Origin of the sequence: Oceanobacillus sp. CF4.6, from assembly GCF_051262635.1 — a bacterium.
GTDB lineage: Bacteria > Bacillota > Bacilli > Bacillales > Amphibacillaceae > Oceanobacillus.
This window is the reverse complement of sequence record NZ_JBIMEX010000007.1, coordinates 22,455-40,964: the sequence shown is the minus strand read 5'-3', so window position 1 is coordinate 40,964 and position 18,510 is coordinate 22,455. Positions and strand designations below refer to the sequence as shown.

The following is an 18,510-nucleotide window of genomic DNA, read 5'->3' as shown; positions in this document are numbered from 1 at the left end:
GAGTGAAAATTAAAATGGCAGTACTTGTAACAGGTGGAGCTGGATATATCGGAAGCCATACTTGTATCGAGCTTCTTAATGAAGGCTATGAAATTATTGTGCTGGATAATTTCACAAACAGTAATCCTGAGTCTTTAAAGCGGGTTGAAGAGATTACAGGCAAAATATTTAAAACATACGAAGTTGATTTACTGGATAAGGAAAGTGTTAAAGAAGTATTTGAAACGAATAATATTGAGTCGGTTCTCCATTTCGCAGGTCTGAAGGCTGTGGGTGAATCCGTATCGCTTCCGCTCTCTTATTACCAAAATAATATAACGGGAACGGTTATCCTATGCGAAATAATGCAGGAATATGGTGTTAAGAATCTTGTGTTTAGTTCCTCAGCAACTGTTTATGGTACGCCGGATAAGGTGCCCATTAAAGAAGACAGCAAACTGGGTGCGACCAATCCATATGGGCGAACAAAGCATATGATTGAGGAAATCTTAAGAGATGTCGCTTTTTCAGATCCGTCTTGGAGTATAGCGCTATTAAGATACTTTAATCCGATTGGTGCCCATGTAAGTGGTCGTATCGGTGAAGATCCGAATGGAATACCAAATAATCTCATGCCATATATTTCACAGGTTGCTGCTGGGAAAAGGCAGCAGCTTCAAATATTCGGCAATGATTACCCAACAAAAGATGGTACAGGAGTGAGAGACTATATTCATGTCGTTGACTTAGCTGTTGGTCACTTAAAAGCTTTAGAGAAAGTCCAGTATACAAAAGGTATTGATACATTTAACTTGGGTACCGGAATAGGCTATAGCGTACTTGAAATGGTTGAAACGTTTGAGCAAGTTTCAGGTAGAACCGTTCCCTATTCGATTACAGAACGACGGTCAGGCGATATTAGCATATGTTATGCAGATCCCAATAAGGCAAGGGAACAGCTCAACTGGCAGGCAACTAGAGGAATTGAAAAGATGTGTGAGGATACGTGGCGTTGGCAGTATCATCATCCAAATGGATATGATAATAAATTAAATATTAATAATGAAAGAACTCCGGTGCAACATGCAGCGGGGTTTTTTAATGTATAAAAAAGAGGTTATTAACCAATGCAAATAACGCAGAAACAATTGCAGGAAATTTTAATGAATGTTTACAGAAAAGGATATCAATCCAAAGATATAAACGTTATGGAGATTGTTGATGATATCAAACAAAGCTTATTTACAACTTATTCTGAAGACGTTCATAAACAAGACTTAGAAATTATGAAAGGAGTGAAATTAAAGTGAAGCGATTCATAGATGTTTTCTTTTCCTTTTTTATAATTTTGATATTAGCACCACTCATTGTCTTAGCGGGATTTGTTGTCAGAACAAAAATAGGTGCACCAGTATTATTTAAACAACAACGTCCAGGACAATATGGGGAAGCTTTTTATCTTTATAAGTTCAGGACAATGACAAATGAAAAAGATAAGAATGGGAAACTGCTTCCAGATGAACAACGCTTAACGAATTTAGGAACACTTTTTCGAAAATATAGTCTCGATGAGCTCCCCCAGTTATTCAATGTCTTAAAAGGTGATATGAGCTTGGTAGGACCAAGACCATTATTAATGGAATATTTAGCCCTATACACTGAAGAGCAACGTTTACGTCACAAAGTAAGGCCTGGGATTACTGGATGGGCACAGGTTAATGGGAGAAATGCAATTACATGGGAAGAAAAGTTTAAACTGGATTTTTGGTATGTAAAAAATCAAAGTATCCTGCTCGACTGTAAAATTCTTTTGATAACGATAGTTAAAGTTATAAAGAGAGAAGGAATTAACTCTCGTGATTCGGTATCGATGATGAAATTCACCGGATCGAAAGAAGTGTTATAACATGCGAGTCATTATTTTGGGAGATGGTGGCCATAGCAGAGTCATACAGGAAATGATTTTCACAAATGAAAAATATGAGGTCATCGCAATTCTGGATGATAAATATGAACAGGGGTTTCAAACAAAGGGAATCATCCATGCTCCAATAGCTTACTTAGCGAGACTAAACAACTACCAGACAAACATAGTCGTTGCTATTGGAAATAATCGAATAAGAAAAAATCTTGTTGAAGGCTTAAATTTGTTACCGGAAAACTATTTATCACTTGTCCATCCTACTGCGGTTATAAGCGGGTCAGCCAATATAGGAACTGGGACAGTAGTGATGCCCAATGCAGTTATCAACGCAAAGGCTGAAATTGGCATGCACTGTATTATCAATACAGGAGCAATTATTGAGCATGATAATACGATTGGTGAATACACCCATGTCTCTCCAAATGCTACGTTAACAGGAAATGTGACATCTGGAGAAGGCGTACATGTTGGATCATCTGCCACAATAATACCTGGCATGCATCTTGGGAATTGGTCCGTAATTGGGGCAGGTTCGACAGTAATTGAGCATATACCAGCATACAGTAAGGCGGTAGGCAGTCCAACACGGATTATCGAAAGGATATTAAGCAAATAGGAGACTAAAAAATTAGGTGGTGGTTTGATGACGAATTCCAGGATTTATCTTTCTCCTCCTCATTTGAGTGGGAAAGAGGAGTATTACATTACCGAAGCGTTTGAAACAAATTGGATCGCACCACTTGGACCAAACGTTGACGCTTTTGAAAAAGAAATAACTGAAATGGTTGGAGCAGAAGATGCAGTAGCAGTTAGTTCAGGAACTGCTGCGATTCATTTGGCGCTTTCTTTATTAGGTGTATCAAGAGGAGATAAGGTTTTTTGTTCGACCCTTACATTTGTGGCAAGTGCGAATCCAATTTTGTACCAAGGAGCAGAGCCGGTTTTTATTGACTCAGAACCAGAAACTTGGAATATGTCACCAAAAGCACTGAAAAAGGCATTTCAAGAAGCCGTACAGGAAGACCAGCTACCGAAAGCCGTGATTGTTGTTCATTTGTATGGTCAGAGTGCAAAGATGGATGAACTGCTCATGTTATGTAACCAATATGGTGTACCCATTATTGAGGATGCCGCGGAATCGTTAGGAACAACGTATAAAGGAAAGGCTTCAGGAACCTTTGGCAAATTTGGCGTATTCTCCTTTAATGGCAATAAGATTATTACTACATCCGGTGGCGGAATGCTTGTATCCAATGATACAGAAGCACTAAAGCAAGCGCGCTTTCTAGCAAGTCAAGCACGAGACCCAGCTCCGCACTATCAGCATAGTATGGTTGGATTTAATTATCGAATGAGTAATCTATTAGCCGGCGTTGGAAGAACACAATTACAAGTATTAATAAATAGAGTAATAGCAAGAAGAAGTATTTTTGATATCTATTATCATGCATTAAAGGAACTCCCTGGATTTAATTTTATGCAGGAACTGGAAGAGACAGAAATGAATCGCTGGCTAACTACATTAACCATTGATGAAACGGTTGCGGGAGTAACTCCGAAAGAACTGCTGGAGGCACTAAATAGAGAGAATATAGAAGCACGACCTGTATGGAAACCACTACATTTGCAACCTTTATTTAAAGGGGCACGATACTATGCCCATGGAAAAAACAATCACGTAGCTGAAACGCTATTTAAAACAGGGATATGTCTTCCATCCGGATCGAATTTGTCTGGAAAACAACAAATGCGGGTAATCAAATGTATAAGAGAAACAGTTAATAATTCCATCAGTAATAGGAGCTATTTGATTTCAGGAAAACACGAGGTATAGAAAATGATTGGGGAAAACATACAAAAAATACGAAAAGAGAAAGGTCTCAGTTTATCAAAGTGTGCCGAACAAGCGAATATCTCCAAGTCTTATTTAAGCAATATCGAACGCAACTTAAATCAAAACCCATCCATTTTAATAATCAAGAAGATTGCTGGGGTTTTAGGGGTTGATATTCATAAATTGATAGGAAACAGGGATAATGAAAATATGCATATATTAGCTGATGAATGGTTGGATTTTGTAAATGAGTTACGGGAATCGGGAGTTGAAAAAGAGCAATTAAAGGAATTTAAAACGGTTATTGAATTTGCTAGGTGGAAGAATGGAAAGTTGAATGAATAATATAGGCTTTGGGTTGAGTTAGGGGAGAAAAGATGAATAAAAATAAAATTCCCAAACGTATTCACTACTGCTGGTTTGGAGGCAAGGAAAAATCAGACCTAATTAAACGGTTTATTGAAAGTTGGGAAGTTAAATTACCAGATTACGAGATAATTGAATGGAATGAAAGAAATTTTAATTTAGACGATAACAAATATGCTAAAGAAGCTTATACGGCTAAAAAATATGCCTTTGTTAGTGATTATGTCAGAGTGCATGCTCTATATCACCACGGAGGTATTTATCTTGATACGGATGTAGAAGTATTCAAATCATTTGATGACCTGCTTCATCTGGATTCCTTCTGGGGTTTTGAGCAAGAGGATTATATTGCCACCAGCACGATTGGTGCAGCAAAAGGAAACAAAATAGTAAAAACTTTCCTAGATTCCTATAGAGATGCAAGATTTATAAATGATGATGGCAGTTTCAATGAGCTGACGAATGTAGCTAAAATCACTCAGATACTGGAGGAATTAGGAATAGAAATGACCGGAGATTATCAGGAACTTCCAGGTGTGGGTTCCTTTTTTCCGCAAGAATACTTTTCCCCCTATGATTATATCAACTGTAGAAACTTCATGACGGATCATACGTATACCATGCATCATTTTTATCAGAGTTGGTTATCGCCAAAAGCCAGGGCAAAGGGTTATATCAAGTTAGTCACTTCAAAACTAATTGGTGGAGAAAATATAGCACGAGTGCGAAAAATAATTTCGAAGTCATAGGAGGTCTTTTATGAAAAATATCTTAATTACCTCCTTTGATTTGGAAGTTGGTGGAGTAGAGCGTAGTTTAATTAGCATGTTACGTAACTTTGATTATAAAAGTTATCGAATCGATCTGATGCTATATAGCCATACCGGGGACTTCATGAGCTTGCTTCCACCTGGTCCCAATTTAATCGAGGAGTCTAATAAATACAAAACCTTTCGCATGTCGATAAGTGAAGTAATTAAAACGGGTCAGCTATCAATCGGAATGACAAGACTATTAGCAAAGTATCAAGCAAGCATAAATAAATCGGCGGAAACAGGCTATAAACAGATGCAGTTTATGTGGAAATATGCATTGCCATTTTTGCCAAATGTTAAGAATGAATATGATGTTGCGATTAGTTATCTATGGCCGCATTACGTTGTCGCTGAAAAGGTAAAAGCAAAGACAAAGATAGCGTGGATACATACCGATTTTTCAGCTGTAGATACAGATATAAAAATGGATGTGAAAATGTGGGAAAAGTTTCATCATATCGTCGCTGTATCGGAGGATTGTAAAAGGGCATTTATTAAGAAGTATCCCAGCCTGGAAAACAAGGTAATGGTAATGGAGAACATTACTTCTCCAGACCTTGTCCGGTCACTTGCTAATGAAAAAGTTGCAAATCCAATGGATAGTGATCCACGATTCAACATAGTAACGGTTGCTAGGCTATCGCATGCCAAGGGAATTGATCAGGCGGTTAAAGCACTAAAGTTATTACAAGATAGAGGTTATGATAATATCGCTTGGTATGTCGTTGGCTATGGTGGGGATGAGGCGATGCTTCGGGAGTTAGTTGCAGAGAATGATCTTAGTGAAAGCTTTATATTATTGGGGAAAAAGACGAATCCATATCCATATATGAAGGCAGCAGATATCTATGTGCAGCCGTCACGTTATGAAGGAAAGGCTGTTACAGTAGGGGAAGCTCAGATTCTTGGGAAGCCGGTGTTGATAACAGACTATCCCACCTCGGGGAGTCAAGTGCGAGATGGGATTGATGGGGTAATATGTGAGTTGTCGGTTGAGGGGATAGCGGATGGGATTGAGAATCTATATATGGATCTAAAATTAAGGAAATTATTATCAAAGAACTGTTTGTCTATAGATTATGCGAATTTTAAAGAACTAGATAGGTTGTACTCAGTAATAACTTAAATGTAACTAATATTAAACCGATTAGGAAGGGTACTATGAAATCGTTAGTAAGTATAATAGTTCCAGTTTATAACTGTGAAGCATATATTTCAGAGTGCTTAGACAGCATTTTGATTCAAACCTATTCAAATATTGAAATTTTAATAATAAACGATGGTTCTATTGATGAAACAGAAAAAATTATAAATAAGTATAAAGTAACAGATCCAAGAATTAGATACTTTTTTCAATCTAATAGTGGTCCTTCAGAAGCGAGAAATGTAGGTATTAGTAATTCAACCGGAGAGTATGTTGTCTTTGTGGATGCTGATGATACAATTGATCGCTATTACGTGGAATATTTATTACGTGAAATAATTCATTCGAATACTGATCTTGCCTGTTGTGGTTATACAGACATCTCCAAATATGGGTTAAGAAAATGGACAGATTTTGATTTTAATAATACTACTTCTTTACATTACATAATGGAAAAAGTCTGTAAGGGAACAGGTGGAGTGTTATGGGGAAAGATATATAAAAGGGAAATCATCACAAGACATAATCTAAGATTAAATAAAAAACTGTTTATGAGCGAAGATCTTGTATTTGTTCTTCAATATGTTTCTTATTGTAAATCATTTTCAGCAATTAATAATTATTTATATTATTACAATAGATTAAACGATTACAGTATAAGCGCGAATGCAGATATAACTTATATAAATAATCTTGTATTAGTGTGTATGTACATGGAAATAATTTTTGAAGAAGTTTCTTTTAATAAACAAGAAACAAATAAGATTATAAACAATAAATTACAAGATAATTTATTAAACATTGTTGAACAACAATGTAAAGGAATCAGAAAAAATGGATTAAAGGCCGCTAAAGAAAATGTTAAGAAAGTGCTCAATATAAATTATATAAACATTAGAATTGGTGATTTTTCATCGAAAGCCATAGTAAATATTCCATCTATTTTTTTATTAAAGAGAAATTATATTATAGCAACTTTAGTTTATGGATCACTCATTATCCAATTAAAGAGAATTAAAAAGCTCAAGAGAAGGCAGGTGGTTCTATGAAAGATAAACTTCTATTTGTTATTGATTCATTAACAATAGGTGGGGCGGAAAAAAGTTTAATCTCACTGTTGAGTATGATAGATTCATCTCTTTATAATATTGATTTACTTGTATTTAAAGAAGGTGGAGAGCTTGAAACTTATATACCAGATTATGTAGAAGTATTGCCAGTACCAGAATATTTTAAATTCGTTGTTGATAAGAGGAAATCAATTCGAAATGGAAGTCTATCTTTGATGTTACATAAAATCCAAACTTCCTTATCTCTAAGGTTAAATAACTTGAAAGTTAGTCCTATCCATAGTGAACAAGTTGTCTATAAGTGTATACAGAGTGTAATTTCACCACTTTCCAAAACATACGATGTAGCTATAGCGTATAGTCAAGGGATGCCAACATATTTTGTTGCAAATAAAGTCTATGCTGCTAAGAAATTAGCTTGGATTAATACTGATTATGTAAATACATTGTATGATAAAGAAATTGATTACGATTCATATAAAAGGTTTGATAAAATAATTGCGGTTTCTCAACATACAAGAGACTCGGTAGCCAAAATCAGGTATGAATACAAACTTAAAGTTGATCTGTTATTAGATATAGTCAATCCAGAATTAATTAATGGGATGTCTGAGGAAAATATGTGGAATGTTTTTGATAGCTCTGTAACAAATATTTTGACTGTAGGACGGTTAGAACCAGTTAAGGCATATGATAAAGCTATTGAAGTTGCAAAGCGTTTAAAAGAATCTAGTTATAAATTTAAATGGTACGTCATTGGGGATGGGGCGGAAAAATCAAGACTGCAAAATTTAATAAAAGAATATGGATTAATGGATAACTTTGTATTACTTGGTAAGAAACTAAACCCTTATGTATTTATGAAAGAAAGTGATATTTATGTCCAGACTTCCCTAAAAGAAGGATTTGGTTTAACTGTAATTGAAGCAAAAATATTAAAAATACCGATTGTATGTACTAATTTTCCTACTGCAAGAGAAATAATAAATAACAATGTAGATGGTCTGATTGTCGAACATGATATAGACAGCATATATAACGGGATAAAAAAATACCTGGATGATAAGAACTTTAGAAAAGAAGTATCTATCAAGTTGAATAAGATGACCCCTTATAGTTCAATTGATCAAATAGAGAAATTTTATAAATTAATCCATAGCTAAGAGGTGATTGACTATTGAAAAGAATATTCGTTGATATATATTTAGCATTTAACCTTGGTGATGATTTATTTCTGGATATCCTGGCAAGAAAATATCCCGACTGTGAAATTGTAGTCAATCATGTTGGAAGTAACTATGATCAATTTCTTGCTAAATATAAGAATGTAAAAAGAAGAAAATATACGATATATAACAAAATTGCTCAACGATTAGGGATATCCGATACAATTACGAATTATGATGACATTGCTGAAACGCATGATGCACTCGTTTTTGTAGGAGGTTCGATTTTTAGAGAGGAACCTTTTCATCCAGTCTTATATAAAGAAAGAATGAAAATAGTAACAGCTTTTAAAAAGAGAAATAAATCTGTATTTATATTAGGGGCTAACTTTGGCCCATACACTTCACAAAAATTTATTAAAGAACACGTGGAGTTATTCAAGCTTTGTGATGATGTTTGTTTTAGAGATATGAACTCATACAATATATTTAAGTACCTTCCACAAGTTAGATACGCTCCAGATATCGTTTTTCAAATGGATGTTATTGAATATAAGAATGTTTTTAAGAAGAATGTAGTTGGTTTTTCGATAATTGATGTAAGACACAAGCAAGGTTTAATGACCTATTTTGATAAATATATTGAGAGTACAGTAAAATCAATAAATATATTGGTGGATAAAGGATATGAATGTTGTTTAACTTCTTTTTGCGATAAGGAAGGAGATCTTGAGATAATTAATCTTATAAGATCTAAATTATCTCCAAAAACACTTGAAAAAGTAACCACCTATAATTATCAAGGAGATTTATCAGAAGCTTTGCATTTAATTGCTACCTTTAATTTATTTATAGCTGCTAGATTTCATGCAAATATATTAGCCTTATTATTAGGTATTGGACTTGTTCCTATAATATATAGTGATAAGACCAGCAACATGCTTAATGACATAGGATTTAATGAAATTTTAGTCACCATGGATAAATTAAAACTGCAGTATGATGAACGTATATTAGATGGGGCATTAGATAATAGAGCAAACTTAGAGTTTATTTCGGAAAGTGCGAGAGATCAATTTAAAGGTTTACATGATATATTAAAAAGCTCTAAAGAAAGTTTGGAGACAGTATGAAAACAAAAATAATTTTTATGGTTATCAATATGAATATTGGTGGTACTGAAAAAGCGTTACTTAATATGATTGCTGAGATGCCAGAAGGTAAATATGACATAACGATCCTTATGCTTGAGAAGTACGGGGGTTTTTTAGATTCCATCCCTGCGAAAACAAAGGTGAAATATATAAAAGAATATCCTGAAATTAAGGATATGGTAAACAATCCACCGAGAAGTACTGCAATAAAAATATTAAAAAATCGAAAATTAATTAATGGTATTAATTTCTCAATAATAACTTTATTATCGAGAGTCTTTAAAAGCAAAAGTTTATTTTTCAAATATGTTCTAAAAAATGTCCCAGCAATTGAAAATGAATATGATATTGCCGTAGCTTATGCTGGTCCAATGGACTTCATAAGCTATTTTGTTATCCATAAGATAAAAGCTAAAAAGAAGATTCAATGGATTCATTTTGATGTTACGAAAATAGGATTCGAAAGGCAATTTGCAGAAAAACTATATCCAAATTTCGATAATATATTTGCTGTTTCAAAAGAAGGAAAAGATAAGCTAATCAAAAAATTACCAGGTTTGGAAAATAAAATAGATTCATTTCCTAATAGGATTTCAAAGGAACTTGTATTAAAAATGGCAGATGAAGGACAGGGATTTGAAGATCAATTTAATGGAATTAGAATTCTGACTGTTGGTCGACTTAGTAAAGAAAAGGGCCAGGATTTAGTCATTTCAGTATTAACAAAATTGAAAGAGAATGGTTTAAATGTTAAATGGTATTGTATTGGGGAAGGGAATGCTAGGGGAGAATACGAGCAACTTATTAAAGAATATGATCTAGAAAATGATTTTATCTTATTAGGTGCAAATCCCAACCCCTATCCTTTTATGAAACAGTGTGATATCTATGTTCAACCATCACGACATGAAGGGTACTGTATTACACTTGCGGAGGCCAGATGTTTTAACAACCCAATTATTTCAACTAATTTTACTGGTGCAAAAGAGCAAATAAAACAAGGGAAAACAGGATTAATTGTAAATATTGATGTAAATGAAATATATAATTCAATAATAGAATTGATAAACGGTAAATATTTAGAAATAGGGTTGTTCGACAATTCATCAAAAACAAGCATAGATAAAAACTAGAGTTAATGAAAATAAAGAATTTATAGATAGAATCTATTTCATTTTAATTCAAGAGAATAAGAGCTTAGAAATAACCAAGAGGGGGTAAGTTAGTTGAACCCAACTATAAGTATAATTGTACCAATCTACAATGTAGAGCTATATCTAGCTAATTGTATAGATTCAATACTGGCGCAAACTTTTAAGGACTTTGAACTAATACTAATAAATGATGGATCCATAGATAAAAGTGGAGAGATATGTGATTTTTATATGAAAAGGGATTCCAGGATAAATGTTATACATAAAAGTAATGGAGGAGTTTCCTCAGCGCGTAACAATGGTATTGACATTGCAAGAGGGAATTATATAGCATTTGTAGATCCAGATGATACTCTTGAAACAACGATGTACTATGAACTAATAAGAGCTGCGTTTAAACACAAAGCAGACATGATTGTCTGTCCTATTAAAATAATAAATACAAGAAGTAATACCATATCAAATTCTTCAATTTGGAAGGATGTTGACTGTGTATTAAATAAACAAATAATAGAAAGTGAAATCATTCCGTCCATAGTTGCTAATCGGACATATAGCATAGTTTCTAGTGTGAATAAACTATATAAAAGTTCATTATTTGCTTCAAAAAAAATAAGGTTTGATCAGAACTTACATTATAGTGAAGATGCAAGATTAAACTTCTCCTTACTCACAATGATAAACAGTTTAGTATATGTGGGAGAACCTTTATATAATTACTATATACGAGATAAAGAATCATTAACACAAAGATTTAATGCAAATCTTTATGATTATGTGCTAGACAACAAAATTTTTTTAATAGAATTATGTAAAAAATATAATTTGGTTGGAAAGATAAATTCTGTAAGAAATCATTTTTCTGATGTCACATTAACCTACATACAAGATGTAATAGCAAATGAAGATATCATTAATAAAGAAAAATATAAAATTTTAACAAGAATAATGAAAGATGAAGAATTCTATGAGGATTTATTATTGTATAAATGCCCATCACACTATTATAGAGTTTTAAGATATTTATGTATAAAAAGGAAATTAGGTTTATTAATTTACTTAGTAAGTTATAAAATGAAACTTCAAAATTTTTACACACGAATAAATCGTCGTCATAGTTAATTTAAAAAATTAGAGACTTTAAGAGGTGGGGAAAATGCCAAAAGTTAGTGTTATTATACCTTTATATAAAGTTGAAAGATATATTCATAAGTGTATAGAATCAGTTCTTAATCAAACTCTATATGATATAGAATTAATTCTAGTAAATGACGGATCTCCAGATAAGTGTGGAGATATTGCAGATGAATATAAAGAAAAGGATACTAGAGTTAAAGTTATACATAAAAAAAATGGAGGACTATCATCTGCGAGGAATGCTGGTCTTGCCATAGCAAGTGGAGAGTTTGTAAGTTTTATTGACTCTGATGACTGGATAGAAGTTCAAATGATAGAGATTATGTATAAAAATGCAATAAGGAGTAATTCTGATGTTAGTATTTGTAATTATAATAGAGTATTTGAAAATCATATAAAAACAAGTTGTCTAAGTATTAAGGATGAAGTCGTTGATATAAATGAAATAGGGTTATCAGAATATTATTACCAATATTTTTTTCTATATATACATGGACATGAAGTAACCAATAAACTTTATAAAAGATCTATTATTGACGATTACTTAATAACCTTTGAAAACAATAAAGAAGTATTTTCTGAAGACGTTCTTTTTAATACTTATTTCTTATGTAATGCGGAAAGAATATGCTCGACACGCTATTCATTTTATAATTATCTACAACGTTCTAATTCTATAATGAACTCCCCTCGAATAAATTTGACGATGCAGTATTATAGTCTGGTAGAAAAATTAATTATTTATGCTAAAAAGAATGACAAACAAGAGGATATAAGGAATATAGCTCCAGTCTTATTATACTACTTGATTAGAACTAGTTTAAATAATCTAATGAAAAGGGAAAATAATATCGATATTCTCAGAATAACTATTAAAGAGGTAATTCACTTACCTTATTTTAAATCCTTAATGATTCGATTAGCTTTTGGAAATGCAACAAATATTTATTGTAGAAAAACCCATCAAGGAAAGAAGACAAATATATACATTAGAGTATATGCTCTATTTTGCTTGACCTTTTCAAGGGGGCTAGCAAAGTTGATAATGTATGATCAATCTCGTAAAAGTCCTAGGAAGTTATAGGTAGAGCATTGATTATTTACCCTTTAAATATTTGAACATTTATGATGTATATTGTTTATGAAAATCTTTTAAGAGAGAAGTATATGTGAGCAATCAGATTCCAAATAAACATTACTGCTGGTTCGAACCAAATAAGATACCTAAAAAGATTTTAAATAAATGCATTAGAAGTTGGCAAAAGTTTTAACTGATTATGAAGTAAAATTATGGAATGAGGAAGATTTTGATATTAAACAAACTCTATTTATAAAACAAGCAAACGATGCAACAGCCTATCTTCCCAACAGGTTAGCATAGTCTATTCACCTTATTAAGATCGTGTAACGAATTATACTCAGTTCATAAGTTTGGAATTCGGAAATCGCAATCTGAAATATTCGAAGGAGTGATAATATGAAATCTTCAACTAAAAAGTTATTTATGCTCTTCAATAAGAGAGAAAAGAAAAAGCTACTAGTTCTTTTTCTTATGATGATCATAGCAGCTATTTTCGAAACGATTGGAATTGGGTTAATTGCTCCCTTTATTGGTATTGTAATAGACCCTAAAATAATCCAGGATCAGGCGATGTTAGCTTACGTGTATGAACACTTTAATTTTCAATCAACAAATGCTTTTATTATTTTTTTGGTAGCTTTATTACTTTCTGTATTTGTTTTCAAAAATTTATATTTGCTTCTTTTCAACTATTTACAAGTAAGAGTTACAACAAATCAACAGGTTAAGTTATCTCGAAATTTATTTAGAGAGTATTTAACTAAACCGTATATTTTTCACTTACAACGAAACACAGCGGACCTGCTTAGAAACGTAAATGGAGAAGTTTCAAGGGTGTTTCAAGGAATAGTCATATCTGTATTTCAGTTGTTAACTGAAATACTTGTAATCATGTGTATTTCAGTATTGCTATTTGTAACAGCGCCAGCCGCAATGATAACTGCTTCTATCTTATTAGGTGGAAGTGTTTTTTTGTTTTTTAAACTTCAAAGAAATAAAATAGATCAATTAGGAAAAGAGCAACAGAAGGTAAGTGGTGCGATGATTAAATGGGTAAATCAGGGACTTGGGGCAAGTAAAGAGGTTAAAGTATCAGGAAAAGAATCGTTTTTTATCAAATCTTATACAGACCAAAGCCAAATTAATGCTAATAACAACCGATATATGAAGATGTTGGAAATAATACCAAGGATTTTTATTGAAACATTAATAGTGGCTATCGTTCTTATTGTGATGTTAATCATTATTTTGCAAGGAACAAATGCGACACAACTCATTTCGACGATGGCGCTATTCGCGATGGCTGCTATTCGACTTATGCCATCGATAAATCGTGTTGTCGCACTGATAACTACAATAAAGTATAGTCTACCAGCACTCAATGTAGTTTATGAAGATTTGTTTATGAATAATGACGAAGCGCCAATAATAAACAGAGTTCCAATGGAAATCAATAAAGGGCCAAAGGCATTTCATGAATCAATACATTTAAAGGAAGTGTCTTTTCGTTATCCAAATCAAAAGGAATTTGCAGTAAAAGATGTTTCATTAACGATTCCTATTGGTCAATCTGTTGCATTTATTGGAGAATCTGGTGCTGGAAAAACGACACTCGTTGATATTATTTTGGGATTGTTTCGTCCAGATAGGGGAAGCGTTTCAATAGATGGGAACAACCTACTTGAACAAAAGCCATTATGGCAGCAAAAAATAGGCTATATTCCTCAATCTATATTTCTATCGGATGATACGATCAGGGGGAATGTTGCCTTTGGAATTAAAAGAGAAATGATTGATGACCGGGAAGTTTGGAGAGCGCTGGAACAGGCGCAATTGAGGGAGTTTGTAGAAGCACTACCTGATCAATTAGAAACATCTGTCGGTGAGCGGGGAGTCCGACTTTCTGGGGGACAACGGCAACGGATTGGTATTGCAAGAGCCTTATATCATAATCCAGAAATATTATTTATGGATGAAGCTACATCCGCATTAGATAATGAAACTGAGAAAGAAATAATGAAGGCAATTGATGGGTTAAGAGGTGAGAAGACCCTAATTATTATTGCACATCGATTAAGCACAATAGAGAATTGCGATATTATTTTTAAGATCAATAAAGGTAAGTTAGTATCTGTTAATAATAAATTTGAGCGTTCTATCATGTAGGGATTTTTAATTAAAGAAATTCTACAAATGTATAGTCTGTTAATTGTTATCATTCTTGAATATTCAGATCTATGGTTGCTTTATAGTGTGAATAGAATAGTGTCACGAAATGAGAAACCTTCCCAGAGGTGCAAAAGCGTTGATAGGGGTTAGCTGGAGTTGGAAGGTCATCCTAGTCTCTGTTATTTGAAGCAGATAAAAAGCGGATAGTGATTCTAAGCATTCCAAGGGATCCGTATCATTTTATTCGTGTTTAAACGAATTATTTACTATTCCACTTTTGAACTTAATGGATAAAGAGGAGGATTAAAATGTTAAAGTTAATAAAAAAAATATTAAAATCTAATAAGTATACTTATCATCTTCTACGAAAGAGGTATTATCAATACTTAAGATATAAGAACCTTAATAAAGTAAAAAAAATAATAAAAAATGCCCAAGTAAAGAAAAAAAATAAAAATGTCTTTTTCCTTTTAGAGCAGGGACATGGAAATCTTGGAGACATTGCAATTGGATATACACAAAAGAAGTTTATTAACAACTCATTTCCAGACTATAATTTAATTGGAATCAGAGAGATAGAATATATGGAGCATATTAATTATTTTAAAAAGATAATTAAAGCAACAGATATTATTTGTTTAATTGGAGGAGGTAGTATAGGAGACGAGTATTTAACTCATGAGAATAATAGAAGAAGTATTATATCAAACTTTAAAGAAAATAAGATTATTTCATTTCCTCAAAGTATGTATTTTAATAAAACTCATGAATTGAATAATAGTAAGAAGATGTATTCTATGAATAAAAATCTAGTTTTAATTGCTAGGGACAAAATATCTTACGAAACTATGAAAGAAGCATTTGATTCAAATAAAGTATTATTGACACCTGACATAGTACTATACCTTAATGAAACTCATCCTAAAAGAGATAGAAATGGGGCAGTAACATTTTTAAGAAGTGACTTGGAAGGTGTTCTCAGTGAAATGGATAAGGAAAAAGTATTCTCCATACTTGAACGCAATTATAAAAATGTGTCAGTATCAGATACCTTAATAAATAGAGAAGTACCAAGGGAAAAGGTTGCCGAGGAGTTGAATGAAATATTTGAATCATTTAAAAAGAGTGAGTTAGTTATTACCGATAGATTACATGGTATGGTTTTTGCAGCTATAACTAGTACACCCTGTGTAGTGTTAAGTAATTATAACCATAAAATAAAAGCACAATATGAATGGATTAAGCATCTAGATTATATAAAGTATTGTAAGAGTATCGCTGAAATCGAGAAATTTATAGAGAATTTAAAAAATGTAAATGATGTAGAATACGATAATAGTTACGCAATGGAGCAATATGAACAGATAAGAGAGGTAATGAGTAATTAATTTATAGTTAAAGATATTTGTATTATTTTGTATTCATTCCTCACTCTAGGAAGTCTAATATTGATTCTATTATAAAGAAATAATATCTATCAACTAAATAAATAATTTAAATAGTAAATCTAATTGCAATGGTGACAGAAAAAGTATCAAAACTTGTATGTTCTTAATAAAGGAATTGGGGAGAATGTAATGAGCGCAATCGCCGGAATCTACCACTTTAACAAAGAGCCAATACCAAGTAACTATGGTTTTCAAATGATGAAAGCATTACAGAAATTCCCTGCTGATGATAGTCAGATTTGGCAACAAGGAAATATATTCCTAGGTTGTCATTCACAATGGATTACACCAGAGTCAATTGGAGAACAATTACCTTATTATGATCATGAAAGACAATTGGCGATTACTGTTGATGCAATCATTGATAATCGCGAAGATCTTTTTGAACAATTACAAATACCCAAACCTAAACAAATTAATTTCCCTGATAGTCAGCTAATTTTACTTGCATATCAGAAATGGGGGGAAGATTGCACAAAGTATTTAATTGGTGATTTTTCCTTTCTTATTTGGAATAACAAAACTAAATCTCTTTTTGCAGCTAGGGACTTTTCTGGCAGTCGAACACTTTACTATTACCATTCTAATAATCGAATTGTGTTCAGTACAACAATAGAGCAGTTATTTAGCTTACCTAATATTCAAAGGGAGTTAGAAGAACAATGGTTAGCGGAATATTTAGCAATATCTGGCGTGGTTTCTACGGTAGATGTATCCCTTACCCCCTACAAAAACATTTATCAGATCCCACCAGCACATCAGATGTTGGTTGCTGCTGATGGAAAGATCAAAATAAGTAGATATTGTTCATTTGAAAATCAAGAAACATTACATCTTTCTTCATCAGAAGAATATGTAGCGGCTTTTCAGGAAGTATTTGATAAAGCGATTAAATCACGTTTACGGACACATCACCAAGTAGGAGCCCATTTAAGTGGCGGACTTGATTCTGGGTCGGTAGTTAGTTTTGCTGCGAAACATCTGAAAAAAGAGAATAAGTTGTTACATACGTTCAGTTATATACCTGCAGAGGGGTTTCAAGATTATACACCAAAACAATTAATACCTGATGAAAGGCCATACATCAAGGAAACTGTCAATTATGTAGGTGGCATTAAGGATTTTTATATGGACAGCAAAGGGGAAAGCCCGTATACGGTTACAGATACCTATCTTGATATGCTGGAGATGCCTTACAAGTTTTTTGAGAATTCCTATTGGCAGCAATCTATTTACGAAGAGGCAAATAAAAAGGAAATAGGAGTTTTACTAACTGGTGGGAGAGGCAACATGAGCATATCGTGGGGGAATGCGCTGGATTATTATTCTACTTTACTAAGGCAACAGAAATGGATTAAGCTCATTTGGGAATTAAACTACTATAGTTATAAGGTAGGCGGAGCAAGGCTTAGAAGGTTGCCATTACTTATAAAACTAGCGTATCCAAAGCTCTTTCCAGGTAATGCGTATGAGATGCCCAAAATTATTGATCAAGATTTTGAAAAAAGAACAAATGTTTATAAAAAGCTTAAGCAGTACGGCATTTTAAATACAGGGAATTATGCTTCTACCAATGCGTTGGAACAAAGATTACAACACTTTGAGTTTCTCTATCCGTGGAATCCGACCAATACGAAAGCAACTAAAATGTCGTTAAGGTACAGAATGTGGGAACGTGACCCTACTAATGATTTACGTGTAATCCGATTCTGTTTATCTGTGCCACAAGATCAGTATGTCCAACATGGAATGGACCGTGCTCTCATTCGTTCCTCTACAAAGGGATTTTTACCGGATACGATAAGATTAAACCAAAAAAATAAAGGTATACAATCAGCTGACTGGGTATACCGAATGACACCCCATTGGGATGAGTTTTTAGCTGAGATGGAAGAACTAATTAGAGAGGGGAGAGTCTTTGAATACATTGATAAATCTATCATTGTAACAGCATTGTCGAAAGCACAGGAAGGTCCATTGAATGCAAAGGCAATAGACCCATATTATCGAATTTTAATGCGTATCATGATTTTAGCCCGTTTTCTAAGAACATTCACTTGAAGGGAGGT

Annotated in this window: 17 protein-coding genes; all 17 read left to right on the top strand. The window is 33.0% G+C overall.

What is annotated here, in order from left to right; translation table 11 throughout:
• The first annotated feature begins 14 nt into the window (after positions 1–14).
• The 17 genes from galE to ACHABU_RS11895 all read left to right on the top strand — a co-directional run bounded on the left by galE (position 15) and on the right by ACHABU_RS11895 (position 18,502).
• Entirely contained in the window at positions 15–1,088 is a 1,074-nt protein-coding gene (gene galE, locus ACHABU_RS11975) for a UDP-glucose 4-epimerase GalE (protein WP_435765113.1), read from the top strand.
• An 18-nt stretch (positions 1,089–1,106) separates the two neighbouring features.
• Entirely contained in the window at positions 1,107–1,289 is a 183-nt protein-coding gene (locus ACHABU_RS11970) for a hypothetical protein (RefSeq protein WP_435765112.1), read from the top strand.
• A complete protein-coding gene (locus tag ACHABU_RS11965) occupies positions 1,286–1,885 on the top strand; it encodes a sugar transferase (RefSeq protein WP_435765110.1) in 600 nt (199 codons plus the stop codon). Before ACHABU_RS11970 ends, ACHABU_RS11965 begins: the two co-directional genes overlap by 4 nt.
• 1 nt (position 1,886) lies before the next feature.
• A complete protein-coding gene (locus ACHABU_RS11960) occupies positions 1,887–2,519 on the top strand; it encodes an acetyltransferase (protein WP_435765109.1) in 633 nt (210 codons plus the stop codon).
• 27 nt (positions 2,520–2,546) lie between these two features.
• On the top strand, positions 2,547–3,737 hold the full coding sequence (locus ACHABU_RS11955; protein WP_435765108.1) for a DegT/DnrJ/EryC1/StrS family aminotransferase: 1,191 nt from the start codon (positions 2,547–2,549) through the stop codon (positions 3,735–3,737).
• Positions 3,738–3,740: 3 nt separating this feature from the next.
• On the top strand, positions 3,741–4,082 hold the full coding sequence (locus tag ACHABU_RS11950) for a helix-turn-helix domain-containing protein (protein ID WP_435765107.1): 342 nt from the start codon (positions 3,741–3,743) through the stop codon (positions 4,080–4,082).
• 32 nt (positions 4,083–4,114) lie between these two features.
• Positions 4,115–4,852: a glycosyltransferase family 32 protein gene (locus ACHABU_RS11945; RefSeq protein ID WP_435765106.1), complete on the top strand. Its 738-nt coding sequence runs from the start codon at positions 4,115–4,117 to the stop codon at positions 4,850–4,852.
• Between the two features lie 10 nt (positions 4,853–4,862).
• A complete protein-coding gene (locus ACHABU_RS11940) occupies positions 4,863–6,044 on the top strand; it encodes a glycosyltransferase (protein WP_435765105.1) in 1,182 nt (393 codons plus the stop codon).
• Positions 6,045–6,079: 35 nt separating this feature from the next.
• Positions 6,080–7,111 carry a glycosyltransferase family 2 protein gene (locus ACHABU_RS11935; protein WP_435765104.1) on the top strand — a complete coding sequence of 344 codons (1,032 nt, stop codon included), beginning with the start codon at positions 6,080–6,082 and terminating at the stop codon, positions 7,109–7,111.
• Entirely contained in the window at positions 7,108–8,295 is a 1,188-nt protein-coding gene (locus tag ACHABU_RS11930; protein ID WP_435765103.1) for a glycosyltransferase, read from the top strand. Before ACHABU_RS11935 ends, ACHABU_RS11930 begins: the two co-directional genes overlap by 4 nt.
• Before the next feature lie 14 nt (positions 8,296–8,309).
• Positions 8,310–9,431 carry a polysaccharide pyruvyl transferase family protein gene (locus ACHABU_RS11925; protein ID WP_435765102.1) on the top strand — a complete coding sequence of 374 codons (1,122 nt, stop codon included), beginning with the start codon at positions 8,310–8,312 and terminating at the stop codon, positions 9,429–9,431.
• Complete coding sequence (locus ACHABU_RS11920; protein WP_435765100.1) at positions 9,428–10,585, top strand: glycosyltransferase; 1,158 nt, start codon at positions 9,428–9,430, stop codon at positions 10,583–10,585. The genes ACHABU_RS11925 and ACHABU_RS11920 overlap by 4 nt, the downstream gene beginning before the upstream one ends.
• Positions 10,586–10,678: 93 nt before the next feature.
• The gene (locus tag ACHABU_RS11915) at positions 10,679–11,728 is read left to right on the top strand and encodes a glycosyltransferase (protein WP_435765099.1); all 1,050 of its coding nucleotides are present in this window, start codon (positions 10,679–10,681) and stop codon (positions 11,726–11,728) included.
• Positions 11,729–11,762: 34 nt separating this feature from the next.
• Entirely contained in the window at positions 11,763–12,827 is a 1,065-nt protein-coding gene (locus ACHABU_RS11910) for a glycosyltransferase (RefSeq protein WP_435765098.1), read from the top strand.
• Positions 12,828–13,220: 393 nt separating this feature from the next.
• Complete coding sequence (locus tag ACHABU_RS11905) at positions 13,221–14,990, top strand: ABC transporter ATP-binding protein (protein ID WP_435765097.1); 1,770 nt, start codon at positions 13,221–13,223, stop codon at positions 14,988–14,990.
• A 311-nt stretch (positions 14,991–15,301) separates the two neighbouring features.
• Entirely contained in the window at positions 15,302–16,381 is a 1,080-nt protein-coding gene (locus tag ACHABU_RS11900) for a polysaccharide pyruvyl transferase family protein (protein WP_435765095.1), read from the top strand.
• A 189-nt stretch (positions 16,382–16,570) separates the two neighbouring features.
• A complete protein-coding gene (locus ACHABU_RS11895) occupies positions 16,571–18,502 on the top strand; it encodes an asparagine synthase-related protein (RefSeq protein ID WP_435765094.1) in 1,932 nt (643 codons plus the stop codon).
• The last annotated feature ends 8 nt before the right edge of the window (positions 18,503–18,510 follow it).

Coding starts and splice junctions, on each gene's coding strand:
- ACHABU_RS11955 (WP_435765108.1), top strand. CDS start 2,547: ATGACGAATTCCAGGATTTATCTTTCTCCTCCTCATTTGAGTGGGAAA.
- ACHABU_RS11950 (WP_435765107.1), top strand. CDS start 3,741: ATGATTGGGGAAAACATACAAAAAATACGAAAAGAGAAAGGTCTCAGT.
- ACHABU_RS11930 (WP_435765103.1), top strand. CDS start 7,108: ATGAAAGATAAACTTCTATTTGTTATTGATTCATTAACAATAGGTGGG.
- galE (WP_435765113.1), top strand. CDS start 15: ATGGCAGTACTTGTAACAGGTGGAGCTGGATATATCGGAAGCCATACT.
- ACHABU_RS11970 (WP_435765112.1), top strand. CDS start 1,107: ATGCAAATAACGCAGAAACAATTGCAGGAAATTTTAATGAATGTTTAC.
- ACHABU_RS11960 (WP_435765109.1), top strand. CDS start 1,887: ATGCGAGTCATTATTTTGGGAGATGGTGGCCATAGCAGAGTCATACAG.
- ACHABU_RS11945 (WP_435765106.1), top strand. CDS start 4,115: ATGAATAAAAATAAAATTCCCAAACGTATTCACTACTGCTGGTTTGGA.
- ACHABU_RS11910 (WP_435765098.1), top strand. CDS start 11,763: ATGCCAAAAGTTAGTGTTATTATACCTTTATATAAAGTTGAAAGATAT.
- ACHABU_RS11920 (WP_435765100.1), top strand. CDS start 9,428: ATGAAAACAAAAATAATTTTTATGGTTATCAATATGAATATTGGTGGT.
- ACHABU_RS11935 (WP_435765104.1), top strand. CDS start 6,080: ATGAAATCGTTAGTAAGTATAATAGTTCCAGTTTATAACTGTGAAGCA.
- ACHABU_RS11895 (WP_435765094.1), top strand. CDS start 16,571: ATGAGCGCAATCGCCGGAATCTACCACTTTAACAAAGAGCCAATACCA.
- ACHABU_RS11905 (WP_435765097.1), top strand. CDS start 13,221: ATGAAATCTTCAACTAAAAAGTTATTTATGCTCTTCAATAAGAGAGAA.
- ACHABU_RS11940 (WP_435765105.1), top strand. CDS start 4,863: ATGAAAAATATCTTAATTACCTCCTTTGATTTGGAAGTTGGTGGAGTA.
- ACHABU_RS11900 (WP_435765095.1), top strand. CDS start 15,302: ATGTTAAAGTTAATAAAAAAAATATTAAAATCTAATAAGTATACTTAT.